Raw genomic sequence first — 24,425 nt, 5'->3', positions numbered from 1 at the left:
CGGGGTGCTCCGGCCCTACGACGCTCTTGCCGGGGTTGCCTCCCGCCTCACGCGCCCTCGCCGGCATGCCCCGCCTTCCAGCGCTCTCGGCGGGCTCCTGTGACGCCGCGGCCCCCTGGCAGTCGTGCCGTGCCGCTGTGGCCCTTGGCAGTGTGCTGTGACACCGCGGCCCTTGCCAGTCGTGCTGTGGCGCCGCGGTCCCCTGCCAGTCGTGCCGTGACGTTACGGCAGCTCGGCCAGCAACCGTTCGATCACGACGGCCACCCCGTCGTCGTTGTTGGCGACGGTGCGTCCCGACGCGGCGGCGATCACATCCGGGTGCGCGTTGCCCATGGCGTACGACTGACCGGCCCAGGTGAGCATCTCGACGTCGTTGGGCATGTCACCGAAGGCCACGACCTCCTCATGCGAGATGCCGCGCTCGGCGCAGCACAGGGCGAGCGTGCTGGCCTTGGAGACGCCGGGGCCACTGATTTCCAGCAGGGCGCTGGGGCTGGACCGGGTGACGTTGGCGCGGTCGCCGATGGCGAGGCGGCCCAGGGTGAGGAAGGCGTCGGGGTCGATCGAGGGGTGGTGGGCGAGGATCTTCAGCACCGGCTGACCGGCGGCGGGGCCGGAGTCCCCGAGGAGCTCCTCGGCGGGAGCGAGGTTGTCCGGGACCTCGATGTGCAGCTTGGGGTAGTCCGGCTCCTGGTGGAAGCCGTAGGTCTGCTCGACTGCGTACACCGTGCCGGGTGCCGCTTCGCGCAGCAGCCGTACGGCGTCGAGCGCGTTCTGCCGGGCCAGCTCCCGCACCTTCACGAACCGGTGCGCGCCGGGGCCGCCGTGCAGGTCGACCACGGCGGCGCCGTTGCCGCAGATCGCCAGCCCGTGCCCGTGCACGTGGTCGCTGACGACGTCCATCCAGCGGGCGGGGCGGCCGGTGACGAAGAAGACCTCGATGCCGGCCTCCTCGGCGGCGGCGAGGGCGGCCACCGTGCGCGGTGAGACCGACTTGTCGTCGCGCAGCAGGGTGCCGTCGAGATCCGTGGCGATCAGCCGCGGACGGACAGCGGCGGCGGGGATGTCGGGCTGTCGGGTAGCTGAGGTCACCCGGCCATTGTCCCGCATATGCCTGCACGGGCGTGCGGGAGTCCGCACATCTGAGGAGATACGGCCCCTCGGCGGGGCCGTACCGCCCGTCGGGTCAGCCGAGCTGCGCCGCTGCTTCCAGGGCGATCTGCTCGAAGACCTTCTGGTCCGCGGCGAAGTCGGAGTCGGGGATGGGCCAGTGGATCACGATCTCGGTGAAGCCCAGTTCCCGGTGCCTGCCCGCGAAATCCACGAACGCGTCCAGGGACTGAAGCGGGCGGCTCCGGTCCGGGGTGAAACCGGTGAGCAGGACCTTGTCGATCGTGGTCAGGTCCCGGCCGATGGCCGCACAGGCGTCGGCCAGCTTCTCGGCCTGGCCGCGAATGGCCTGAATCGACTGTTCAGAAGTGCCGTTCTCGTACAGCTTGGGGTCGCCGGTCGTGACCCACGCCTGCCCGTGACGTGCGGCGAGCTTCAGTCCGCGCGGCCCGGTCGCGGCCACCGCGAAGGGCAGCCGGGGCCGCTGTACGCAGCCGGGGATGTTGCGCGCCTCGTGCGCCGAGTAGTAGTCGCCCTCGTACGACACCGAGTCCTCGGTGAGCAGCTGGTCGAGCAGGGGAACGAACTCGGCGAACCGGTTGGCACGCTCCCGCGGGGTCCAGGGCTCCTGGCCGAGCGCCGTGGCGTCGAAGCCCGTGCCGCCAGCGCCCACGCCGAGGGTGACCCGACCGCCGGAGATGTCGTCGAGGGAGATCAGTTCCTTGGCCAGGGTGACCGGGTGCCGGAAGTTGGGCGAGGTCACCAGCGTGCCCAGGCGCAGCGAGTCGGTGACGGCCGCGGCGGCGGTCAGCGTCGGCAGGGCACCGAACCACGGACCGTCCCGGAAGCTCCGCCAGGACAGGTGGTCGTATGTGTACGCGGTGTGGAAGCCGAGCTGCTCGGCACGCACCCAGGCCGAACGGCCGCCTTCGTGCCAGCGGCGGTACGGAAGGATCACGGTGCTCAGACGCAGGCTCATGGCATGGAGCGTATGCGGTCGGCCGGGTTTCACGTGAAACAGCTGCTTCACGTGAAACCGCTCCTCAGCGTGACCCGGGAAACCGCAGGTACTGCGGCGGTACGGCCTTGGTCAGCCACACGCCGTTGTCGCTGACCCGGAACTCGTGGCCGTCGCGGTGCATGGCGCCGGCGTCCACGCTCAGCACGACCGGTCGGCCGCGGCGGGCGCCGACCCGGGTCGCGGTCTCGCGGTCGGGCGAGAGATGCACGTCGTGCCGGTCCATCGGCCGGAGCCCTTCGGCGCGGATCGCGTCCAGATTGCGGGCGACCGTGCCGTGGTAGAGGTACGGCGGCGGGGTCGCGGCAGACAAGCCCAGCTCTACCTCGACGCTGTGGCCCTGGCTGGCGCGGATCCGGGTGCCCTCGACCGCGAAGCGCCGCTTGTCGTTGGTGGCCACCACGTGGTCCAGTTCCTCCCGGGTGAACGGGAAGCCGTGGGCGGCGGCAGCGGCGATCAGGACGTCGATCTCGACCCAGCCGCCCTCGTCCAGAGACAGCCCGATCCGTTCCGGCTGGTGCCGCAGGTGCTTCGAGAGGTACTTCGACACCTTCACGGTGCGTCTGTCGTCGGGCTTGCTTTCGCTCATCCCACCAGGGTGCCGGGAGAGACGCGAATCACGCGATTGATTTTGCCTCCGATGTTTGATCCACAACCAACTGCAGTTATCCACAGGCAGATTGGCGATTCTGTGGACAACTGGCCGCTCCCTCCCCGGAGTTCGCCAAGTCTGTGGAACCAGCGAGGACTTGACGTCCAGACTGTCAACCGCCGTTCCGTCGGCCAGAATTGCCGGAGAACGAGCCAACACACGTCACAGAGGCGGTCGCAGGCGGGCGATCGACCTCAACAGGCCGGGAGACAGACGGGAGATCAGACGGGCTCCCCGCGCCTCAACCGACACCGGAACGACGGCGTCGTCGCGCGCCACGGCCTTGAGAATTGCCCGAGCAACCTTCTCGGGCGGGTAGTTGCGCAGTCCGTACAGGCGCGCGGCGCGTTCCCGCAGCCGGTTCTCCTCGTCGGGATCGGCGCCCGCGAAGCGCGCGGTCGACGTGATGCCGGTGGTGACGAAACCGGGGCAGATCGCCGTAACGCCGATGCCCCGACCGGCGAGTTCGGCGCGCAGGCACTCGCTCAGCATCAGGACGGCCGCCTTGGTCGTGCCGTACGCCGGCAGCGCGCGCGAAGGCAGATAGGCCGCCGCCGACGCGACGTTGACGATGTGACCGCCCTGGCCGCGCTCGGTCATCTGCCTGCCGAAGAGACGGCAACCATGCACGACTCCCATCAAGTTGACGCCGAGGATCGTCTGCCACTCCTCCGGTGTGGTGTCGAAGAAGGAGCCGGACAGTCCGATGCCGGCGTTGTTCACCAGGACGTCCACCACGCCGTACTCGGCGGCGACCTTCTCGGCGAGCTTCTCCATGGCCTGCGCGTCGGACACGTCGACCGTCTCCGCCCAGGCGGCCGGCGCACCCGACCGCAGCGCCGACTCGGCCGTCCGGGCGGCGGATTCGGTGTCACGGTCGGCGGCGATCACGCGAGCGCCCGCCGCCGCGAACGCGAGCGCCGTGGCGCGCCCGATGCCGCTGCCCGCGCCGGTGACCAGGACGAGCTGTCCACCGAACCGGTCGGCGTGCCTGCCCGTCGCGGTCGGCTCCGTACGGCCGTTCTCCACTGAGGACACGAAGTCCGAGATCCACGTGGACAGTTGCTCGGGCCGGGTGCGCGGGATCCAGTGCCCGGCCGGCAGCGTGCGCCGGGTCAACTGCGGAACCCACTGCTCCAGTTCGTCGTAGAGCCTCTCCGAGAGATACGCGTCGCCCAGGGGCGTGATGAGCTGCACCGGCACGTGCGCGTGGGCGTCCGCGCGGGGGTGGCGCAGCCGGGGCCGCACGTTGTCCCGGTACAGCCAGGCGCCGTGTGCCGCGTCCGAACGCAGCGACGGGGTGGGGTAGTCGCCGCCCGGCACCTTCTCGACGCGTTCGAGGACGCGGGGCCACAGCCTGCCGAGCGGGCCCCGCCAGGCCAGTTCGGGCAGCACGGGCGTCTGGAGCAGGTACACGTACCAGGACTTGGCGCCCTGGCCGAGGAGTTGACCGACGCGCCGCGGGGTGGGGCGCCTGAGACGCTTGGTGATCCAGTGGCCGAAGTGGTCGAGGGACGGCCCGGACATCGACGTGAAGGACGCGATCCGGCCCCTGGTGCGCTCGACGGTCACGAACTCCCAGGACTGCACCGACCCCCAGTCGTGCCCGACCAGGTGCACCGGGCGGTCCGGGCTCACCAGATCCGCCACGGCGAGGAAGTCGTCCGTCAGCTTCTCCAGTGTGAAACCGCCGCGCAGCGGCTGCGGGGCCGTCGAACGGCCGTGCCCGCGCACGTCGTACAGCACGACGTGGAAGCGGTCGGCGAGGCGGACGGCGACCTCGGACCAGACCTCCTTGCTGTCCGGATAGCCGTGCACCAGCAGGACCGTCGGCCGCTGCGGGTCGCCCAGTTCGGCGACGCACAGCTCGACCCCGCCGGTCCGCACCCAGCGCTCCCGCGCGCCTGTCAGCATCGTCACGCCTCCTCCGTCCGTCGCCGCGCCCGCCCACGTCGGCCGTCCCGGCACGGTCGCCGACCGCGGCAGGTGTCCGGCACGTGGCTTCCGGCGAATCTCGCAGTTGTTAGAGACAGCGTCAATAGGGTCGCGATCACCGGCTGCCCGCCGTTCGCCCTCAGGGGGACCCCTAGGGCCCCGTAATACCTGAGAGTGACGTGAGAACGGCTCTGCGGTCTGACGACCGGCGTGGCCCGCGTCACTACTGTCGACGACGTGACTGTGATCGCGACCGAAAGCCTGAGCAAGCGGTTCCCCCGGGTGACCGCGCTTGACCGGCTCTCCGTGGACGTCGGGCCCGGTGTGACCGGACTCGTCGGAGCCAACGGCGCCGGCAAGTCCACACTGATCAAGATCCTGCTGGGTCTGTCCCCCGCCACCGAGGGCCGCGCCGAAGTGCTCGGACTCGATGTCGCCACCAACGGCGCCGCCATCCGCGAGCGCGTCGGCTACATGCCGGAGCACGACTGCCTGCCGCCCGACGTCTCGGCCACCGAGTTCGTCGTCCACATGGCGCGCATGTCCGGCCTGCCGCCCACCGCCGCGCGCGAGCGCACCGCCGACACCCTGCGCCACGTCGGGCTCTACGAGGAGCGGTACCGCCCCATCGGCGGCTACTCGACCGGCATGAAACAGCGCGTGAAACTCGCGCAGGCGCTCGTGCACGACCCGCGGCTGGTCTTCCTCGACGAGCCGACCAACGGCCTCGACCCGGTCGGCCGCGACGAGATGCTCGGTCTGATCCGGCGCATCCACACCGACTTCGGCATCTCGGTCCTGGTCACCTCCCACCTGCTGGGCGAACTGGAGCGCACCTGCGACCACGTCGTCGTCATCGACGGCGGCAAGCTGCTCCGCTCCAGCTCCACCACCGACTTCACGCAGACCACGACGACCCTCGCCATCGAGGTCACCGACACCGACGAGCACCCCGACGGCACCCGCGCGGTGCGCGACGCGCTCCACGCGCGCGGGGTGACCGTCCAGGCCGGCAGCGGCCTGCCCGGCGCCGGGCACGTGCTGCTGCTCACCGCGCAGGGCGAGGAGACGTACGACCTGGTGCGGGACGTGATCGCGGACCTCGGCCTCGGCCTGGTGCGCATGGAGCAGCGCAGGCACCACATAGCCGAGGTCTTCAAGGACGGCGACCGGGAAAGCGCCCACCGGGACGGCGCGGGCCAGGACAGCGACACACAGCGGAAGGAGGCGGTCGGCCATGGCGGTTGAACGGCCCCTGCGGGCACCGGTGGCACCCACGGATGACCAGACCCGCATCCACAACATCGGCTACCGCAACTACGACGGCCCCCGCCTGGGCCGCGCCTACGCCCGGCGCTCGCTGTACTCGCAGTCCCTGCGCGGCGCCTACGGACTCGGCCGCTCGGTCAAGTCCAAGGTGCTGCCGATGCTGCTGTTCGTGGTGATGTGCGTGCCCGCGGCCATCATGGTCGCCGTCGCGGTCGCCACCAAGGCCAACGACCTGCCGGTCGACTACACGCGCTACGCGATCGTGATGCAGGCCGTCATCAGCCTGTACGTCGCCTCGCAGGCACCCCAGTCCGTCTCCCGCGACCTGCGCTTCAAGACCGTCCCGCTGTACTTCTCGCGGCCGATCGAGACCGCCGACTACGTCCGGGCGAAGTACGCGGCGCTGGCCTCGGCGATGTTCATCCTCACCGCGGCCCCGCTCCTCGTGCTGTACGTGGGCGCGCTGCTGGCCAAGCTCGACTTCACCGACCAGACCAGGGGATTCGCGCAGGGACTCGTGTCCGTCGCACTGCTGTCACTGCTGTTCGCCGGAATCGGCCTGGTCATCGCCTCGGTCACGCCGCGCCGCGGCTTCGGCATCGCGGCCGTCATCGCCGTCATGACCATCTCCTACGGCGCGGTCTCCACCCTCCAGGCCATCGCGGACGCGCAGGGCAGCGGCGGGGCCATCGCCTGGATCGGCCTGTTCTCACCGATCTCCCTGATCGACGGGGTGCAGTCCGCGTTCCTCGGCGCGACCTCGACCTTCCCCGGCGGGGTCGGCCCGAGCGACGGCGAGGGCGTCGTGTACGTCCTGGTCGCCCTCGGCCTGATCGCCGCCGCCCACGGCCTCCTGATGCGCCGCTACAAGAAGGTGGGACTGTGACCACGCCCACCCTTCTCCCGCCACCACCCTTTCTAAGGAATGGGCTGCGCCCATGAGCACTCTTTCCCTCGACCACGTCTCCCGCTGGTTCGGCAACGTGGTCGCCGTCAACGACATCACGATGACGATCGGCCCCGGCGTCACCGGCCTCCTCGGTCCCAACGGCGCCGGCAAGTCCACCCTCATCAACATGATGGGCGGCTTCCTCGCCCCTTCCACCGGCACCGTCACCCTCGACGGCCGGCAGGTCTGGCGCAACGAGCAGATCTACCGGCACATCGGCGTGGTCCCCGAGCGGGAGGCGATGTACGACTTCCTCACCGGACGCGAATTCGTGCTCGCCAACGCCGAGTTGCACGGCCTGGGCGCCAAGGCGGCCCAGCGGGCACTCGCCACGGTCGAGATGGAGTACGCGCAGGACCGCAAGATCGCCACGTACTCCAAGGGCATGCGGCAGCGCGTGAAGATGGCCTCCGCGCTCGTCCACGAACCGTCGCTGCTGCTGCTCGACGAGCCGTTCAACGGCATGGACCCGCGCCAGCGCATGCAACTGATGGACCTGCTGCGGCGCATGGGCGACGAGGGCCGCACCGTGCTGTTCTCCTCCCACATCCTCGAAGAGGTCGAGCAACTCGCCTGGCACATCGAGGTCGTGGTCGCCGGACGGCACGCGGCCGGCGGCGACTTCCGCAAGATCCGCCGCCTGATGACCGACCGGCCGCACCGCTACCTGGTGCGCTCCAGCGACGACCGTGCCCTCGCCGCCGCGCTGATCGCCGACCCGTCCACGTCCGGCATCGAGGTCGACCTCGCCGAGGGCGCGCTGCGCGTCCAGGCCGTCGACTTCGGCCGCTTCACGGCCCTGCTGCCGAAGGTCGCCAGGGACCACGGCATCCGGCTGCTCACGGTCTCGCCGTCCGACGAGTCCCTGGAGTCCGTGTTCTCGTACCTGGTCGCGGCGTAGGAGGCCCAAGAGATGTACGACCCCACAGTCGCCCGGCTCACCTACCGGGCCCTGCTCGGCCGGCGCCGGGCCCTCATCCTGGGCGCGCTGCCGCTGCTGCTGATCGTGATCTCCGTGATCGTGCGCGCGCTGGTCGGCGCCGACGACCAGACGACGGCGGACGTGCTGGGCGGGCTCGCGCTCGCCACCATGGTGCCGATCATCGGTGTCATCGCGGGCACCGGCGCCATCGGTCCCGAGATCGACGACGGTTCCGTGGTCTATCTGCTGTCCAAGCCGATCAAGCGGCCGACGATCATCTACACCAAGCTGATCGTCGCGGTCGCGGTGACGATGGTCTTCTCGGCGGTGCCCACGCTGATAGCCGGTCTGATCCTGAACGGCAACGGCCAGCAGATCGCCGTCGCCTACACCGTGGCCGCGCTGGTCGCCTCCATCGCGTACGCGGCGATGTTCCTGCTGCTCGGCACGGTGTCCCGGCACGCGGTCGTGTTCGGCCTGGTCTACGCGCTGGTCTGGGAGGCGCTGTTCGGCTCGCTGGTGCCGGGGGCCCGCACCCTGAGCGTCCAGCAGTGGTCGCTGGCCGTCGCCCAGAAGGTGTCCGGCGGCGATCTGGTCACCTCGGACGTCGGCCTGACGACGGCCACGGTGCTGCTCGCGGCGGTCACGGTGCTCGCCACGTGGTACGCCGGGCAGAAGCTGCGCGCGCTGACGCTGGCCGGGGAGGAGTGACAGGGGCGGGGCGGACGGCGGCGACGCCCTCGTGCCCCGCTCGTTAATCGGTGGCCGTCGATCCGGCGCCCGCGCACACTGGTGGTGGCCGCGCCGCCGGTGGAGTCGGCGCCACGGTCCGGGAGAACGGGGAGCAGCCCGGGGCGGCCGCTTCGAGCACGCGGCGCGGCTACGCGTCCGCGTGGGCCGCCTTCCCCGTTGTGCCCCGTGTCATGGGGCACCCTGCGCCGGGGCGGGCGGGGTTGGCCGCGCGAACCGGCGCCGACGGTGCCGGCCGCGCCCACACCCGCACCGCCCCGGCGGCACGACTACCCGCGGCTACGCCGACCGGGCCAGCATCCGCTCCAGCACCACCGCGATGCCGTCCTCGTCGTTCGAGACGGTCACCTCGTCCGCCACGGCCTTCAGCTCCTCGTGGGCGTTGGCCATCGCCACGCCGTAGGACGCCCAGGCGAACATCGGGAGGTCGTTGGGCATGTCGCCGAAGGCGATCGTGTCGGCGGCCTTCAGCTTCAGCCGGCGCGCGGCCAGCGACAGTCCCGTCGCCTTGGACAGGCCGAGGGGGAGCAGCTCGACGATGCCCTCGCCCGCCATCGTCACGGTGACGAAACCGCCCGCGGTCTGGCGGGCCACCTCGGCCAGTTCGTCGTCCGACAGGGTCGGATGCTGCACGTAGATCTTGTTCAGCGGGGCGGTCCACAGGTCCGACGCGTCCGTGAACGGGGTCGCGGGCAGCGTGCCCTGGACCGCGTAGCCGGGGCCGACCAGGACCTCGCCGTCGAGGCCGTCGCGGCTCGCCGCGAGGTACAGCGGGCCGATTTCCGCCTCGATCTTGGCCAGCGCCAGACCGGCCAGCTGGCGGTCCAGCGTCACCGTCGTCAGCAGGCGGTGCGCGCCGGCGTCGTACACCTGGGCGCCCTGGCCGCAGACCGCGAGGCCGTCGTAGCCGAGGTCGTCGAGGATGTGCCGGGTCCAGGGGACGGCGCGGCCGGTGACGACGATGTGGGCCGCGCCCGCCGCGGTGGCCGCGGCGAGCGCCTCACGGGTGCGCCGCGAGACCGACTGGTCGGAGCGCAGCAGCGTCCCGTCCAGGTCGGTCGCGATCAGCCGGTACGGGAAGCCCCCGGTGGGAGCCGTTCCGGTCGGTGCGGGGGCCGCCGCGGTCACTTGGCCACCGGTTCCAGGACCTCCCGGCCGCCCAGGTAGGGACGCAGCACCTCGGGCACGCGCACCGAACCGTCGGGCTGCTGGTGGTTCTCGAGGATCGCGACGATCGTGCGCGGTACGGCGCACAGGGTGCCGTTGAGGGTCGCGAGCGGACGCACCTTCTTGTCCTCACGGACCCGGATCGACAGCCGCCGGGACTGGAACTCGGTGCAGTCCGAGGTCGAGGTCAGCTCGCGGTACTTGCCCTGGGTCGGCACCCACGCCTCGCAGTCGAACTTGCGGGCGGCGGAGGAGCCGAGGTCACCGGAGGCGAGCTCGATGACGCGGAACGGCAGCTCCAGCGACGTCAGCCACTGCTTCTCCCACTCCAGCAGGCGCTGGTGCTCCGCCTGCGAGTCCTCGGGCGTGACGTAGGAGAACATCTCGACCTTGTCGAACTGGTGGACGCGGAAGATGCCTCGCGTGTCCTTGCCGTGCGAGCCGGCCTCGCGGCGGAAGCAGGGCGAGAAGCCGGCGTAGCGCAGCGGGAGCCGGTCGACGTCGATGATCTCGTCCATGTGGTACGCGGCGAGGGGCACCTCGGACGTGCCGACCAGGTACAGGTCGTCGTCGGCGAGGTGGTAGACGTCCTGGGCGGCCTGGCCGAGGAAGCCGGTGCCGGCCATCGACTGGGGGCGGACCAGGGCGGGCGTGAGCATCGGCGTGAAGCCTGCCGCGGTGGCCTGGGCCATCGCCGCGTTCACCAGGGCGAGTTCCAGCAGGGCGCCGACGCCCGTGAGGAAGTAGAAGCGGGAGCCGGAGACCTTGGCGCCGCGCTCGACGTCGATCGCGCCGAGGATCTGGCCGAGCTCCAGGTGGTCCTTGGGCTCGAAGCCCTCGGCGCCGAAGTCGCGGATCTCGCCGTGCGTCTCCAGCGTGACGAAGTCCTCCTCGCCGCCCACGGGGACGTCGGGGTGGATCAGGTTGCCGAGCTTGAGCAGCAGTTCCTGGGTCTCGGCGTCGGCGGCGTCCCGTTCGGCGTCGGCGGCCTTGACGTCGGCGGCGAGCTGGCTCGCCTTCTTCAGCAGCTCGGCCTTCTCGTCGCCGCTCGCCTTGGGGATGAGCTTGCCGAGCGCCTTCTGTTCGGCGCGCAGCTCGTCGAAGCGGACGCCGGACGACCTGCGCCGCTCGTCGGCAGACAGGAGGGAGTCGACGAGCGCGACGTCCTCTCCACGGGCGCGCTGCGAGGCGCGCACACGGTCAGGGTCCTCACGGAGCAGGCGAAGGTCAATCACGGGGCCAAGGCTACCGGTGCGCGATGACAGCCCACGACTCACTATTCCGAGCGGTGCCGGAACTATGGCTTACGTTCCGTTATGGGGTAATTGCCCGTCGTGTCAATGCACGGCGTCTCACTCCCTGGAACGGGGCGGTCCCGTGGCGGCCCGTTGACTGGATTTCCTTGTGGAGAGCGGGACTTGAGGCCGGTCGGCGGCGCCACTGTCCACAGGAATCCACAGTGCCGCGGAGTTATCCACAGGCTGTGCGAAAGATCTGTGGACGCGGGAAGTGGTCATTCCGAAAGGTCGTGCAGGGCTGTGAATTCCCGTTCCAAACCCGGTTCGCACCCACTTTCGGGTGGAAATGGGTCGCTCCAAAGGATTCATCGAAGGAAACGAGTGGACGAAGGGTGATGTGGGTGACTGTGGAGGAGGTTGGGGCCCGTAGGGGGATTTGTCGACTGGATGGGGCTTCGCTGTCGACTTGTCCCCAGGTCGAGAAGCTGACCTGTGGATAACTCCTGTGGATAACGAAAATCAGCAGGTAGGACTGGCTGAAACCCTACAAGGAGAGGCACCCGGAACCCGGCTCGCAGGCCCGCCCGGAGCGGAGCCCGACGCCGCGGAAAGCCGGCGAAACGCTCAGAACCGCCCGTCCTGGCACCGCGCCACCCAGTCCGCCGCCGACGCGAACTCCTCGTCCGAGGTGCCCGGCCGCGGCGCCCGTACGTCGGCGACGGTCAGATCGGCGCGCGGGTACGAGCCCAGGTACCGCACCTGGAGGCAGATCCGCTTGAGCCCCATCAGGGCCTCGGCCATCCGGCGGTCGGAGATGTGGCCCTCGGCGTCGATGCAGAAGCAGTAGTTGCCGATGCCGGCGCCGGTGGGCCGGGACTGGAGCAGCATCAGGTTGATGCCGCGCGTGGCGAACTCGCCGAGCAGGTCGCGCAGCCCACCGGGGTGGTCGTCGCGCTGCCAGATCACGACGGACGTCTTGTCGGCGCCGGTCGGCGCGGCGGGCCGGGCCGGGCGCCCCACGAGCACGAACCGCGTCTGGGCGTTCTCCGCGTCGTGGATGTCGGTCTCCAGGGCCTCCAGGCCGTACCGGGCGGCGGCGAACTCGCCGGCGAACGCGGCGTCGTAGCGGCCCTCCTGCACCAGGCGGGCGCCGTCCGCGTTGGAGGCGGCGGACTCCCAGACCACGTCCGGGAGGTGGGCCTTGAGCCAGTTGCGGACCTGCGGCTGCGCGGCCGGGTGGGCGGTGACCGTCTTGATGTCCGACAGCTTCGTGCCGGGCCGCACCAGCAGCGCGAAGGTGATCGACAGCAGCACCTCGCGGTAGATCATCAGCGGCGCGCCCGCGACCAGTTCGTCGAGGGTCGTCGTGATGCCGCCCTCGACGGAGTTCTCGATGGGCACGAACGCGGCCTCGGCCTCGCCGTTGCGGACCGCGTCCAGCGCGGACTGCACGGACACGTACGGGACCAGTTCCCGGGTGGCCGCCTCCGGAAGGGTGCGCAGGGCGACCTCGGTGAAGGTGCCCTCGGGGCCGAGATACGCGTAGCTCGCTGGCATGCCCTCACCCTAATGGCCGCAGGAGGCCGGAGGGGGCGCGTGTCTCACACCCTGACCCCCGGGAGAGTGATGCCTGCCGCACGGCTCGCCTGCCTCCGGCTCGGCATGAGGGAGGGCACGGCGAAGCCACCGGTGTTCGTTCGGCCGGTCGTGCGCCGTCACCCCGCCGTGGGCCCGGCGCCCTCACCCCTCCAGCAGGCGCTGCCCCACGTACTCGCCCTCCGCCGCACCGCCCGGCACCGCGAACAGCCCGCTCGCCTCGTGCCGGACGAACGGCGACAGCGCGTCGCCCCGGTCGAGCTTGCGCTGCACCGGCACGAAGCCGCGCAGCGGGTCCGCCTGCCAGCACACGAACAGCAGCCCCGCGTCGGGCACACCGTCCGCGTCGAAGCCGTCGTGGTACGAGAACGGGCGGCGGAGCATCGCCGCGCCGCCGTTCTGGTCCGGCCGGCTGATCCGGGCGTGGGCGTTCACGGGGACGACAGGATTGCCCTGTGCGTCCGTCTTCTCCAGGTCCATCTCGGTCTTCTCGTCGCCGCCGGTCAGCGGTGCCCCGTCGGACTTGCGGCGCCCGATGACGTCCTCCTGGGCCTTGACCGACAGCTTCTCCCAGTCGTCGAGGAGCATGCGGATGCGGCGGACGACGACGTAGGAGCCGTTCGCCATCCAGGACGGCTCTCCGGAGGCGGGCACGAAGATCCGCCGGTCGAAGTCGGGCTCGCTGGGCTTCGGATTGCGCGTGCCGTCGATCTGGCCCATCAGGTTGCGCGTCGTCATGGGCCGGGAGGTGGCGCCCGGCGACCGGTTGAAGCCGTTCATCTGCCAGCGCAGCCGGGCGGCCGAGCCCACGTCCTTCTGGAGCGCGCGCAGCGCGTGGAAGGCGACCAGCGCGTCGTTGGCGCCGATCTGCACCCACAGGTCGCCGTTGCTGCGGGAGGTGTCGAGACGGTCGGAGGAGAAGTCCGGCAGCGGGTCCAGCGCGACCGGGCGCTGCTTCTCCAGGCCGGTCTTCGCGAAGAAGCCGTGCCCGAAGCCGAAGGTGACCGTCAGCGACGACGGTCCGGCGTCGCGGGCCACATCCGTGTCGTCGTGGGCCGCGGGCTCGCCCGCCATCAGCCGCCGGGCGGTCTCCGACCAGCGGCGCAGCAGGGCGGCCGCCTCCTTGCGTCCGGCGCCCCCCGCCAGGTCGAAGGCGACGAGGTGGCCGTGCGCCTGCATCGGCGTGGTGATGCCGGGCTGATGTTTCCCGTGAAACATCACCTCCTCGGCGCCGAGCGAGGTGAGCGGCGTGGCCTCGGCGGGCCGGGCGGCGTACCCCGCGGCACCGCCCGCCGCACCGAGTACGAGCCCGGTGGCGCCGGCCGTGCCGAGCAGCCGGCGCCGCGAGATGCCCGCGTCGGGCTCGGAGCGCGAGGGCACGGCCCTCGTGGCCGCCTCGGGGCTGCGGGCCTCCGGAATGGACTGGTCAGGCATGGTGCTCAGCCGATCTGCGCGTTCTTGGAGACGGTCACCTGGTCGACGTCGGAGGTCCGCACGGTCACGTCGACCTTCCAGTCGCCCGCCATGGGGAGCTGCACTCCGCTCGCCGACCAGTGCCCGGTGGTGATGTGGTCGGGGACGACGGGCAGCGGCCCCAGGTCCTTGGACTCCAGGGTGAAGGCGATCTTCACCTCGGGGATGTCGAAGGCACGGCCGTTGGGGCGCTGCACGTAGACGTGCAGCTCGTTGGCGCCCACGCGCGCGGGGTCGAGGTCGATCCGCACGAGTCCCTTGCCGTCCTCGCCGCCGGTGTCGAACGGCATGTCCAGCGTCAGTGCCCCGGACGGCGAGGCCGACGTGGCGGAGGACGCGGAGGCGGCGGCCCTGGCGTCCTGCTCGGTGCGTCCGGGCTCGGTCTGCGTCAGCACGGTGGTGACGGCGAGGACGACGACGGCGACACCGGCCTCGGCGAGCACCGAGCGGCGCAGTCCGGAGCGGTTCGGGTCGGCGTCCCGCAGCCGCTTGCGCCGGGCGGCGGCCATGGCGGCCTCCTGCCGGGCGAGCTGCTCGGCCCGCTCCGAACCACCGGCCGCGGCTCGCGCACCGACGCGCGCGCGCCCCGCCTGCGCCGCTACGACGTCCGGTACGACGTCGGACGCGTCCTCGCCCCGCTCGGAGCCGCCACGCGAGGAAGCGGCTTCCTCGGACCCGACCCGCGTGGACTCGGCCCGCTCGGACGCCGCTTCCTCGGCCGCAGCGCGCGTGGCCCCGGCCCGCTCGGACCCAGCCTCCTCGGAGACCTGCGCGGACCCGGCCCCCTCGGCCCCGGCCCGCACGGACCCGGCCTCCTCGGCCCCGGCCCGCTCGGACTCGGCTCCCTCGGCTCCCGCCCTCTCGGACGCGACCCGCTCGAACCCAGCCTCCTCGGACCCGGCCCGCACGGACCCGCGCCCCCCGGACCCAGCCTCCTCACCCCCGGCCGTCCCCGCCAGCCGCCCGGTCCACCGGCGCGAGAACCACGCGACGCCCACCAGCAGCGCCACGAGCGCCAGCTTCAGCAGCAGCAACTGCCCGTACCGGGTGTCGGTGAAGGCCGACCAGGAGCCCAGCTGCCGCCACGACTGGTAGATGCCGGTGACGACCAGCGCGACGACGCTGCCGAGGGCGACCCGGGAGAAGCGCCGTACGGCCGCGGCCCCGACCGGGGTGTCCTCGGGCGCCCGGTGCAGGGCGACGAGCAGGGTCGTGAGCCCTCCGAGCCAGGCGGCGACGGCCAGCAGATGGACGACGTCGACCGGCATCGCGATGCCCGGCTGGAGACCGCTGGAGGCGTGCTCCGACATCGCCCAGGTCGCCGCGAGCCCGGCGGCGACGACGGTCCCGCCGACCGCGAGCCCGAAGACGAGGTCCCGCTTCTCCTCGTCCTCGCGCTTGTCGTAGGCGCCGAACAGCACCGCGACGAACAGCGCCGCCGCGGCGAGCAGCAGCAGCCGGGACACCAGGGCGGCGCCCGTCCTGGTCTGGAGCACCTGCCCGAGGAGCTCCAGGTCGAAGACGTCACCGGCCTTCCCCGAGCCGGTGTAGGAGCCGCGCAGGAGCAGCAGCGCGAGCGTCGCGGCGGTGAGCGCCACCCACCCGCTCACGACGAGCCGCTGCACGGGCCGCACCCCGCAGCCGCGCGGCCAGCAGGCCAGGACGAAGGCGGCACCGCCCGCGAGGACGACGAACCCGGCGTACGACACGTAGCGCCCGAGCCCGTAGAGGAAGCCGACGACCCCGCCGCCGGCCTGCTGCCCGGACAGCGCGACGGACGTCTCGGAGGGCGCGCCGACGGAGAAGGTGTAGGCACCGGCGACGGGATGGCTGTCGGCGGACACCACCTGGTAGGCCACGGTGTACGTGCCGTCGGGCAGCCCGGAGTGGAGTCCGACGGCGTACGTCGTGCCGCCGACACCCGCCGGCGTGCCGCTGTCGACGCGTTCACCCTTGGGGTCGAGGACGCGCAGCGCGCCGTCGGACATCGCCACCTCCTCGGAGAAGGTGAGCGTGATCCGGGTCGGGGCCCTGTCGACCACCGCCCCCTGCCGGGGGTCGCTGCCGGTCAGCGCGGCGTGCGCGGAGGCCGGGGCGGCGCCGGCGAGCAGCGCACCGGTGACGGCCAGGAACAGCAGCACCAGGATGCGCGTGCGCAGGGCGATGGTCGGCGTCACGTGGTCCCTCCCTCAGTGTCCGGAAGTCGGCCGGTACGTGGCCGGCTTCACCGGCATCTCGACCGTGACCGGGTCGGAGTGGGCGAAGCGCAGCTCGACGGAGACCGTCTCACCCTGTTCTGGCCTGTGCGTCAGCTTCTCGAACATCAGGTGGTTGCCGCCGCTCTCCAGCACGAGCCTGCCGCCGGCCGGGATCTCCAGGCGGTCGACCTCCCGCATGGTGCCGTCGGCGGTCTCGTGCACGGTGACCCGGCCCGCCGCCTCGCTGGTGACGGAGGTCAGCTCGTCGGCGGTGCCGCCCTCGTTGGTGACCGTGAGGAAACCGGCCGCCATGGTGTCGGAGACCGGCTGCGGCATGTAGGCGGCGCCGACCGCGAGGTCCGGCGCGGAGTCGGAGGAGGAGCCCGAGCCGCAGCCCGCCAGGGCGAGCGCCCCGGCGAGTCCCGCGGCGAGCGGACCGAGCCGCCTCACGGCTTCTCGCCCTTGATGAGCTTGGGCAGGTCCTTGATGTAGTCGTCGGGGCCGGCGTCCTCGCCGTAGAGCACGTAGCCGCCGTCGGTCTTCGGCGAGAACGCGATGACCTGGGTGCCGTGCATCGAGACGACCTTGCCGTTCTTGTCCTTGTGCGGCGGGTCGATGGAGATGCCGAGGGTGCGGGCGCCGGCCTGGATAGTGTCGAACTCGCCGGTCAGACCGATGAAGTCGGAGTCGATGCCCTTGAGCCACTTGCCGAGCTCGGCCGAGGTGTCGCGCTCGGGGTCGGTCGTGACGAACACGACGCGCAGCTTGTCCTGCTCGGCCTTGGGCAGCTGCTTCTTGGCGACGGCGATGTTGTTCATCGTCAGCGGGCACACGTCGGGGCAGTGCGTGTAGCCGAAGTAGACCAGGGTGGGCCTGCCCGCGGTGGCCGCCCGCAGGTCGTACTTCTCGCCCTTAGTGTCGGTGAGGACCAGGTCCGGCTTCTCGAACGGCTTGTCGAGGACGGTGGCCGCCTTTTCGGAGCCGGCCTCCTCGGAGACCGCGGTGACGGGCTTGTCGTCGTCGTCGCCGCTGCCGCAGGCGGAGAGGGTCAGGCAGGCGGCGGCGAGCAGCGCGGCCGCCGCGAACGTCTTCTTGCGCATAGAAAAATGTCCCAGATGTGAGTGCTCCGGCGCGCACCGGGGTCGCACGGCTCGTCGAGTCCGCCGACGGCCCCGGTGCGCACCGGGAGAGGTGGACGTCAGACGGTGGTCCGCCGACGGCCGGCGAACACGCCGTAGGCGACACCGGCCGCGCCGACGACGATGCCGACGACGCCGAGGACGCGGGCGGTGGTGTCGGTGTCGTCGCCGTCGGCGGCGGCCGCGGTGTTCTCGGTGTCCGCCGCGTCGTCGGAGGCCTCCTCGGCAGCCGTGTCGTGGCTGTGGCCGTCCTCCTCGGCGGCCGACAGCTCGAGCACCGGCGCCGGGAACTCGGGCTCCTCCTGGCCCTCCTGCGGGACCTCGATCCAGCGCACGACCTCCTTGTTGGAGTACGTCTGGAGCGCCTTGAAGACCAGCTCGTCGGCGTCCTCGGGCAGGGCGCCGACGGAGACCGGGAACTTCTGGAAGTAGCCCGGCTGGACACCCTTGCCGTCGGCGGTCCAGGTGACCTTGGTGACGGCCTCGGTGATCTTCTTGCCGTGCAGTTCGAGGGGCTTGTCCAGCTTCGACTTGGTGACCTCGACCTTCCAGCCGTCGACGGCCTGCGGCATCACGGACGCCAGCGGGTGGTCGGTGGGGAAGCTGACCTCGAGCTTGGTGGTGGAGGCGTTGTCGCGCTCGTTGGGAACCTTGAAGTTCACCACCGCGTAGCCGCCCTTGGCGGCCTCGCCCTCCGGCTGCACGCTGACGTGCGCGAGCGCGGGGGAGGACAGGGCGAGCACGGCGGTGCCGGCGACGGCGCCGACGGCAGCGATACGGGAAGCCTTCATGAAGGAGCACTCCGCTTCGAGTGAGTCGGTGGCGCACGGGAGTTCCCGTGCGTCCGGTGACGGTGACGAGGGGGTTCGCGCGCGGCCGGCTCCGGGGCGCCCGGCGGGCAGTCCCGGAGAGGGGCGCCCGTGGGCACTCCCGGCAGGGGGCGCCTCGCGGTTGCCCGGGAAAAGGGGCGCACGCGCGCGTGCCGCACGACGGCGGCCCCCTCCGGCACAGGGCGGAGCGGTGGTCGCGTCGTGTCAGGCGGCGAGAGCGAAGGCGCCGGCGGGCGGGCCGCGCCGGACGACGCTGTGCTGGAGTGCCGTGGTGCGCAGCTCCGGCGGCGCGAGCAGCGCGGTGCTCGGCAGGGCGGGCCCGGTCCGCGGCGCGCCCGGCAGCCCGGCGTACAGCGCGCGGGTCAGCGCCAGCGCCCCGCGCAGGGACCGGACGAACGCCCCCTCGGCGACGGTGTGCGCCGACAGCGCGGGCATCTCCAGCAGCCGCAGCAGGGCGAGGTCCCCGCGGCGCAGCAGCCAGCCCGCGACGACCGCCGCGAGGACGTGGCCGAGCAGCATCGACAGGGACGGCAGCAGCGCGGCCGAGGACCCCGCGGCGGTGGACATGGCGTCCGCCGGGTGGTGCGCGACGGTGGTCTGTCCGGCGAGGTCCGGGTACACGCGTGCGTCGGTGAGGATCCGCTGGGCGTCGGCGGGGCTGAGGCCTCCCGCCGTGGTCCCGCACACGAACCGCGCGGCGTGCTGGACGAGCGTGGCGTCGGACACCGGTGTGGCGGAGCCCGCGCCGGACGCGGTGGCCGCCGTCGAGGTGTGCTGCCCCAGCCCGAACAGCGTGTGCAGCGCGGTCTGACCGACCGCGAGCAGCGCCACGATGCCCGGCAGCGAGCGCTCGCGCCCGGTGAACGGCACGGCGACCACGACCGCCCCGAGGAATCCCACGCCGAGCGTCCACAGCGGAATGGTGCCGAGGGAGGCCAGTGCGTGCCCGGCCGCGGCCAGCACGACGCAGACCGCGGCGAACATCGCGGCCTTCGTCACCCGGAGATCGTGTCCGGGGCGCGTGCACGGGTGGGGGGCAGTCATGGCGGGCCCATCATCGCACCGGCGGGGTGGGCGCCGTACGGCAGGTCCGCAAGATGACGTACAACCGGAAGATCACCTTCTGGGGTGAAAGTGCCCTCGCATACACCGTCCGCCGCCCTCGGCGCATCCCCCGTATGGGCGGCATCACGTCAACTTCGTGCTTACCGGAGAGTACTCGGGGCAATACGTAACGGTATGTCGAGGCACGGCCAGGAGGCTGGAGCATGAGCATCTGGTGGTCACTCCATCTTCGGCGCGAAGCTGCCAGCGTGCCGCTGGCCCGCCGCCTGCTGCTCGGCACCATGGAGACCGCGGGCGTCGACCCCGACATCTCCTACGACCTCTCCGTCGCCCTCAGCGAGGCCTGCGCGAACGCCGTGGAGCACGGCGGTGACGGCGGGCGCGGCGGCTCCTCGGAGGCCTACCGCGTGACCGCCTACCTCGACGGCGAGCGGTGCCGCATCGAGGTCACCGACGCCGGACCGGGCTTCGCGCACGAGCCGTCCCCGGTGAGGGAACCGGCCCGGCTGCCGCGTCCCGACGCGGAGCACGGCAGAGGGCTGTGCCTCATCGAGGAGCTCACCGACCACGTCCACATCGGCAACAAGCCGGGCCGGGGCGGCGCGGTGGTCAGCTTCGACAAGATCCTGAAGTGGAAGAAGGACACACCGCTGGTCGCCGTGTAGTCGACGGCACGGGCGAACAAGTCGCTCCCGCTCGCCCGCGGACGGATGGCCGGGCACCCGAGGTGCCCGGCCATCCGTCCACGGCAGTACCGTCAGCCCTTGAGTGAGGCCATCCAGCTCTCGACCTCGTCCGACCGGCGGGGCAGCCCGGCCGACAGGTTCCGGTTCCCGTCCGCCGTCACCAGGATGTCGTCCTCGATACGCACGCCGATCCCCCGGTACTCCTCCGGCACGGTCAGGTCGTCGGCCTGGAAGTACAGCCCCGGCTCGACGGTGAGCACCATGCCCGGCTCCAGCGTCCCGTCGACGTACGTCTCGGTCCGCGCGGCGGCGCAGTCGTGGACGTCCATGCCGAGCATGTGCCCGGTGCCGTGCAGCGTCCAGCGCCGCTGGAGACCCAGCTCCAGCACCCGCTCGACCGGCCCCTCCACGAGGCCCCACGCGACGAGCTTCTCGGTCAGCACCCGCTGCGCGGCGTCGTGGAAGTCCCGGTACTTCGCCCCGGGCCGCACCGCCGCGATACCGGCCTCCTGGGCCTCGTACACGGCGTCGTAGATCTTCTTCTGGATCTCGGTGTAGCGGCCGCTGATCGGCAGCGTGCGCGTGACGTCGGCGGTGTAGTACGTGTGCGTCTCCACGCCCGCGTCGAGCAGCAGCAGGTCGCCGGAGCGGACCGGGCCGTCGTTGCGGACCCAGTGCAGCGTGCAGGCGTGCGGGCCGGCGGCGCAGATGGAGCCGTAGCCGATGTCGTTGCCCTCGACGCGCGCGCGGAGGAAGAACGTGCCCTCGATGTAGCGCTCGCTGGTCGCCTCGGCCTTGTCGAGGACCTTCACGACGTCCTCGAAGCCGCGCACGGTGGAGTCGACGGCCTTCTGCAGCTCGCCGATCTCGAAGTCGTCCTTGACGAGCCGCATCTCGGAGAGGAAGACCCGCAGTTCCTCGTCGCGCTCGGCGGTCACCTTGTCGGTCAGCGCGGCCTCGATGCCGGCGTCGTGACCGCGCACGACGCGCACCGGGCCGGTGGCCTCGCGCAGCTGGCCGGCGAGCTCGCGCACGTCGGAGGCGGGGATGCCGTACAGCTTCTCGGCCTCGGTGAGGGAGTGGCGGCGGCCGACCCACAGCTCGCCCTGGCCGTCCAGCCAGAACTCGCCGTTCTCCCGGTTGGAGCGCGGCAGCAGGTAGATCGTGGCGCGGTGTCCGTCGGCCGTGGGCTCCAGGACGAGGACGCCGTCCTCGGTCTGGTTGCCGGTGAGGTACGCGTACTCGACGGAGGCGCGGAAGGCGTACTCGGTGTCGTTCGAGCGGGTCTTCAGGTTGCCCGCCGGGATCACCAGGCGCTCGCCGGGGAAGCGCGCGGACAGCGCGGCGCGGCGGGCGGCGGTCTCGGCGGCCTGGGGGATCGGCTCCAGGTCGCGCAGCTCGGTGTCGGCCCAGCCGCTCTTCATGTTCTCGGCCAGCTCGTCGGACACGCCCGGGTACAGACCGTTCTTCCGCTGCTTGATCGGCTCTTCCTCGGCAGTCTCCGGGGTCTCCGGAAGCTCCTCCGCCACGGTCATCCTCCTTGGGTACGGCACTGGACCGTCCTCCATCGTACGGTCGTACGGCGGGGGACCCGGGGCCGAAGGACCCGTTACCGGCACGTGCGCGCAGAGCGCCCGGAAGCTCCCGCGATCACCGGGATGGCGGCGGACGGCGCGCGGCAGCCGCCGGAACCGGCCTCGCCGGCTACTCGAAGCGCACCGCCAGCAGCACCACGTCCTCCTCGCTGTCGGCCTCGTCGAGACCGCCGGGGAGCATGGTCCGCAGGACGTGGTCGGCGAGGGCGCCGGGGTCGTCGCGGATGCTCCGGGGGACGTTCGCGGCCGCCGCGTGGAGCCGGGCGAAGGCCCGGTCGGCGGGGTCGCCGGTGCGGTGCAGCAGGCCGTCGGTGTACAGCAGAACCGTCTCTCCTGGTTCTGCCTGGACTTCCACGCTGGGCGCCTCCCAGCAGGCGAGCATGCCGAGCGGCGCGGACACGGACGTCTCCACGAACTCGGTGCGCCGCCCGCCGATCAGCAGCGGCGGACTGTGCCCGGCGCCGGCCACGGTGATCTTGCGCAGGGCGGGTTCGCAGTAGCCGAACAGCGCGGTGGCGGAACGGGCCGGTTCGGTCAGCCGCAGCAGCAGTTCCAGGTCGGACAGGACGGCCACCGGGTCCTCGCCCTCCATCACGGCGTAGGCCCGCAGCGACGCCCGCAGCCGCCCCATCGCCGCCACGGCGCTCGGCCCGGACCCGGTCACGGAACCGACGGCGAGGCCGAGCGCGGCGTCCGGCAGCGGCAGCGCGTCGTACCAGTCGCCGCCGCCGCGCGGACCGGTGCGGTGCCGGGCGGCGAGCTGGACTCCCGCGACGCGGGGCAGCCGGGAGGGGAGCAGTTCCTCGGTCATCGTCGCCAGGCACGCGCGCGTGCGCTCGACCTCGACGAGGCGGGACAGGTGCTCGGTGGCGTAGCGGGCGTAGAGGCCCACGAGGTGGCGGCGGTGTGCGTCCGGCTCGGCGGGCTCGTCGTAGAGCCACACGGCGGCGCCGAGGCGGCCGGTGTCCCCACCGGCCAGGGGGAGCGCGTAGCTGGCGGCGTAGCCGAGGCGGGCGGCGACCTCGCGGTGCCGGGGGTCGAGCGTCTTGTCGGCCATCAGGTCGGGCTGGGTGATCTCGCCGTCGCCGCCGGGCAGTCCGTCGAGGATCCTGCCGATCGACAGGGCACTGCGCGGCACGGTCTCAAGATGACCGAGGTCGGCCTGGCCGAGTCCGAGACCGACGGTGGTGTCGGGTCCGAGGCCGTCGGCGGGCTCCAGCATGACGAGTCCGCGCCGGGCGCCGACCAGGGCGGCTCCGGCGTTCAGCAGTTCCTGGAGCGCGGCGCCGAGGGAGTCGGTGCGGGCCAGGCGTTCGGTGAGTTCGTGCAGGGTCGTGAGGTCCGAGACCCAGCCGGCGAGGCGGTCCTGGAGCGCCATGCCGGGGGCGTTCGCGGCGGACGGCGGGGTGACCGGGGCGGTTCCGGGCGCGGCGGCGGACGCGACAGTGTGGGCGGGAGCGGGAACCGTTGAATCGATTCCAGCCACTTTCGACGGGTGAGGGGCGTTCATGGCGTCCGGCTTTCCGACCGGTGCGTACTGCTCAAAAGCATCGCAAACCCCCATGTCATTCTGCGCCGCTAGCAGTGTCTCCACATGTACACGCACTCGTGAGGAGATGTCCAGCATTGTCCTGCTGGGATTCCTGGTGTCCGTGGGACTTTGGCGAACTCTTTCCAGATCTCTTGCGTAAAGGCAAAATTGGCTTGAAACTGCCTCGGGGAGCGGCTTATTGCGGTCGACTGACCTTGCTCCACGGAGCGTCACAGCGGTCGTGATGGGTACGTACTCGGAGAAGGCCAGGGGTGGTTGACAGCCACCGGGAACCTGGTGACCGACCCGGGCGTCTTAGCCACCGACGACCGTGCCCCATCCTCCCGTGGCGGAGGCGGAGAGAAACACGCGCGACGGCAAACGCCAGACTTCGCCACCCCACGCCACGCCCGTGCTCATGAGACACGCGGTACGGGCGAGGCTGCCGCGGACGCAGCCGACGCTCGGCCCATAGGGGTTCCCCTTGTCCACGACAGGGGTGTGATGCGCCAACAGGTACGCACAGTGAAGTGATCGACACATGACGTGATGTGGACCCACGGTGTTGCCAGGCGTGCAACGGAAAGGAACGAGCGCACATGCGCGAGATCCTCGGAAGGCGACGCAGGCTCCTGTCCCGGCGTAACAACGGGCAGCCTGAGTTGATCAGCGCGGCCCGGACTTTCGCCACGGAATGGCAGTGGCCCGTACTCCCGGGCGTGGCGGCGGACCCGAGAGGGCGTTCCCGTTGCGGCTGCCCCGACCCGGAGTGCACGGTGCCGGGTGCGCATCCCTTCGATCCCGGCCTCCTCGCGGCCACCACCGACGAGCGCATGGTGCGCTGGTGGTGGGGCAACCGGCCGGCCGCGCCGATCATCCTGGCCACCGGCGGCAGGGCCCCGTGCGCGGTGTCGCTGCCCGCGCTGCCCGCAGCCCACGCGCTGGAGGCGCTCGACCTGCTGGGCATCCGGCTCGGCCCCGTCGTCGCCGCGCCCACCCGCTGGTCGATCCTCGTCAAGCCGTACTCCATGGAGCAGCTGGGCGAACTGCTGTACGCCAAGGACTTCGTACCCGGCTCCCTCCGCTTCCACGGCGAGGGCGGCTACATCACGCTGCCCCCGTCCGAGACCGGCCAGGGCGCCGTCCGCTGGGAGCGCGCGCCACTGCCCGGCTCGGCCGCGCCGTGGGTGCCCGACGTGGAGGCCGTGGTGGACGCCGTGGTCGAGGCCCTCACTCGTACGGGTGTGAGCGCACCCGAGTTGTAAGGGTGTCGGACGCGGACGGAACCGGGCGCGCGGTACG

21 protein-coding genes are annotated in these 24,425 nt (G+C 71.7%); 6 read left to right on the top strand and 15 right to left on the bottom strand.

Annotated elements, in window-relative coordinates; genetic code table 11:
* Positions 1 to 222: 222 nt before the first annotated feature.
* From QC282_RS18460 to QC282_RS18445, 4 genes are all read right to left on the bottom strand, one after another.
* A complete protein-coding gene (locus QC282_RS18460; protein WP_279550568.1) occupies positions 223 to 1,110 on the bottom strand; it encodes a Cof-type HAD-IIB family hydrolase in 888 nt (295 codons plus the stop codon).
* Between the two features lie 76 nt (positions 1,111 to 1,186).
* Positions 1,187 to 2,089 (bottom strand): LLM class flavin-dependent oxidoreductase, encoded by a 903-nt coding sequence (locus QC282_RS18455; protein ID WP_279550567.1) that lies wholly within the window; start codon positions 2,087 to 2,089, stop codon positions 1,187 to 1,189.
* A gap of 64 nt (positions 2,090 to 2,153) precedes the next feature.
* Complete coding sequence (locus QC282_RS18450) at positions 2,154 to 2,717, bottom strand: RNA 2'-phosphotransferase (RefSeq protein ID WP_279550566.1); 564 nt, start codon at positions 2,715 to 2,717, stop codon at positions 2,154 to 2,156.
* Between the two features lie 225 nt (positions 2,718 to 2,942).
* A complete protein-coding gene (locus tag QC282_RS18445) occupies positions 2,943 to 4,694 on the bottom strand; it encodes an SDR family oxidoreductase (protein WP_279550640.1) in 1,752 nt (583 codons plus the stop codon).
* Between the two features lie 264 nt (positions 4,695 to 4,958).
* Between QC282_RS18445 and QC282_RS18440 the strand changes: the two genes are divergently transcribed.
* From QC282_RS18440 to QC282_RS18425, 4 genes are read left to right on the top strand one after another with little or no spacing between them, the layout of a single operon-like run.
* Complete coding sequence (locus QC282_RS18440) at positions 4,959 to 5,963, top strand: ABC transporter ATP-binding protein (protein ID WP_279550639.1); 1,005 nt, start codon at positions 4,959 to 4,961, stop codon at positions 5,961 to 5,963.
* Entirely contained in the window at positions 5,953 to 6,870 is a 918-nt protein-coding gene (locus QC282_RS18435; RefSeq protein WP_279550565.1) for an ABC transporter permease, read from the top strand. The genes QC282_RS18440 and QC282_RS18435 overlap by 11 nt, the downstream gene beginning before the upstream one ends.
* A 52-nt stretch (positions 6,871 to 6,922) precedes the next feature.
* Entirely contained in the window at positions 6,923 to 7,834 is a 912-nt protein-coding gene (locus tag QC282_RS18430; protein ID WP_279550564.1) for an ABC transporter ATP-binding protein, read from the top strand.
* A gap of 12 nt (positions 7,835 to 7,846) precedes the next feature.
* Complete coding sequence (locus QC282_RS18425) at positions 7,847 to 8,566, top strand: ABC transporter permease (RefSeq protein ID WP_279550563.1); 720 nt, start codon at positions 7,847 to 7,849, stop codon at positions 8,564 to 8,566.
* A 318-nt stretch (positions 8,567 to 8,884) separates the two neighbouring features.
* On the opposite strand, the gene QC282_RS18420 is transcribed toward QC282_RS18425, so the two are convergent.
* The 9 genes from QC282_RS18420 to QC282_RS18380 all read right to left on the bottom strand — a co-directional run bounded on the left by QC282_RS18420 (position 8,885) and on the right by QC282_RS18380 (position 19,290).
* Entirely contained in the window at positions 8,885 to 9,733 is an 849-nt protein-coding gene (locus tag QC282_RS18420; RefSeq protein WP_279550562.1) for an HAD family hydrolase, read from the bottom strand.
* Positions 9,730 to 11,007 (bottom strand): serine--tRNA ligase, encoded by a 1,278-nt coding sequence (serS, locus tag QC282_RS18415; protein WP_279550561.1) that lies wholly within the window; start codon positions 11,005 to 11,007, stop codon positions 9,730 to 9,732. Before serS ends, QC282_RS18420 begins: the two co-directional genes overlap by 4 nt.
* A 627-nt stretch (positions 11,008 to 11,634) precedes the next feature.
* Positions 11,635 to 12,567, bottom strand: coding sequence for a prephenate dehydratase (pheA, locus tag QC282_RS18410; protein ID WP_279550560.1), 933 nt, complete (start codon positions 12,565 to 12,567; stop codon positions 11,635 to 11,637).
* Between the two features lie 183 nt (positions 12,568 to 12,750).
* Positions 12,751 to 14,040: an iron uptake transporter deferrochelatase/peroxidase subunit gene (gene efeB / locus QC282_RS18405; RefSeq protein WP_279550559.1), complete on the bottom strand. Its 1,290-nt coding sequence runs from the start codon at positions 14,038 to 14,040 to the stop codon at positions 12,751 to 12,753.
* A 5-nt stretch (positions 14,041 to 14,045) separates the two neighbouring features.
* Complete coding sequence (locus tag QC282_RS18400; protein WP_279550558.1) at positions 14,046 to 16,256, bottom strand: copper resistance CopC/CopD family protein; 2,211 nt, start codon at positions 16,254 to 16,256, stop codon at positions 14,046 to 14,048.
* Between the two features lie 12 nt (positions 16,257 to 16,268).
* Positions 16,269 to 16,727, bottom strand: a complete 459-nt coding sequence (locus QC282_RS18395) for a copper chaperone PCu(A)C (protein ID WP_279550557.1) — start codon at positions 16,725 to 16,727, stop codon at positions 16,269 to 16,271.
* Positions 16,724 to 17,377 carry an SCO family protein gene (locus QC282_RS18390; protein ID WP_279550556.1) on the bottom strand — a complete coding sequence of 218 codons (654 nt, stop codon included), beginning with the start codon at positions 17,375 to 17,377 and terminating at the stop codon, positions 16,724 to 16,726. The genes QC282_RS18395 and QC282_RS18390 overlap by 4 nt, the downstream gene beginning before the upstream one ends.
* 98 nt (positions 17,378 to 17,475) lie before the next feature.
* Positions 17,476 to 18,207 (bottom strand): YcnI family protein, encoded by a 732-nt coding sequence (locus QC282_RS18385; protein ID WP_279550555.1) that lies wholly within the window; start codon positions 18,205 to 18,207, stop codon positions 17,476 to 17,478.
* A gap of 243 nt (positions 18,208 to 18,450) precedes the next feature.
* Positions 18,451 to 19,290 carry a hypothetical protein gene (locus QC282_RS18380; RefSeq protein WP_279550554.1) on the bottom strand — a complete coding sequence of 280 codons (840 nt, stop codon included), beginning with the start codon at positions 19,288 to 19,290 and terminating at the stop codon, positions 18,451 to 18,453.
* A gap of 224 nt (positions 19,291 to 19,514) precedes the next feature.
* Here QC282_RS18380 and QC282_RS18375 point away from each other — a divergent pair, with 224 nt between their 5' ends.
* The gene (locus QC282_RS18375; RefSeq protein ID WP_279550553.1) at positions 19,515 to 19,976 is read left to right on the top strand and encodes an ATP-binding protein; all 462 of its coding nucleotides are present in this window, start codon (positions 19,515 to 19,517) and stop codon (positions 19,974 to 19,976) included.
* 92 nt (positions 19,977 to 20,068) lie between these two features.
* Here the strand turns inward: QC282_RS18375 and QC282_RS18370 are convergent, their stop codons facing one another.
* Together QC282_RS18370 and QC282_RS18365 are read right to left on the bottom strand one after the other, a co-directional pair.
* A complete protein-coding gene (locus tag QC282_RS18370; RefSeq protein WP_279550552.1) occupies positions 20,069 to 21,526 on the bottom strand; it encodes an aminopeptidase P family protein in 1,458 nt (485 codons plus the stop codon).
* A 175-nt stretch (positions 21,527 to 21,701) separates the two neighbouring features.
* Positions 21,702 to 23,219, bottom strand: coding sequence for a PP2C family protein-serine/threonine phosphatase (locus QC282_RS18365; protein ID WP_279550551.1), 1,518 nt, complete (start codon positions 23,217 to 23,219; stop codon positions 21,702 to 21,704).
* 503 nt (positions 23,220 to 23,722) lie between these two features.
* On the opposite strand from QC282_RS18365, the gene QC282_RS18360 reads away from it, so the two are divergent.
* On the top strand, positions 23,723 to 24,388 hold the full coding sequence (locus tag QC282_RS18360; RefSeq protein ID WP_279550550.1) for a bifunctional DNA primase/polymerase: 666 nt from the start codon (positions 23,723 to 23,725) through the stop codon (positions 24,386 to 24,388).
* Positions 24,389 to 24,425 lie beyond the last annotated feature (37 nt).

The organism is Streptomyces sp. DH24 (genome assembly GCF_029813775.1).
In the GTDB taxonomy this organism is placed as follows: domain Bacteria; phylum Actinomycetota; class Actinomycetes; order Streptomycetales; family Streptomycetaceae; genus Streptomyces.
This window is presented reverse-complemented; position numbering and strand designations above follow the sequence as displayed.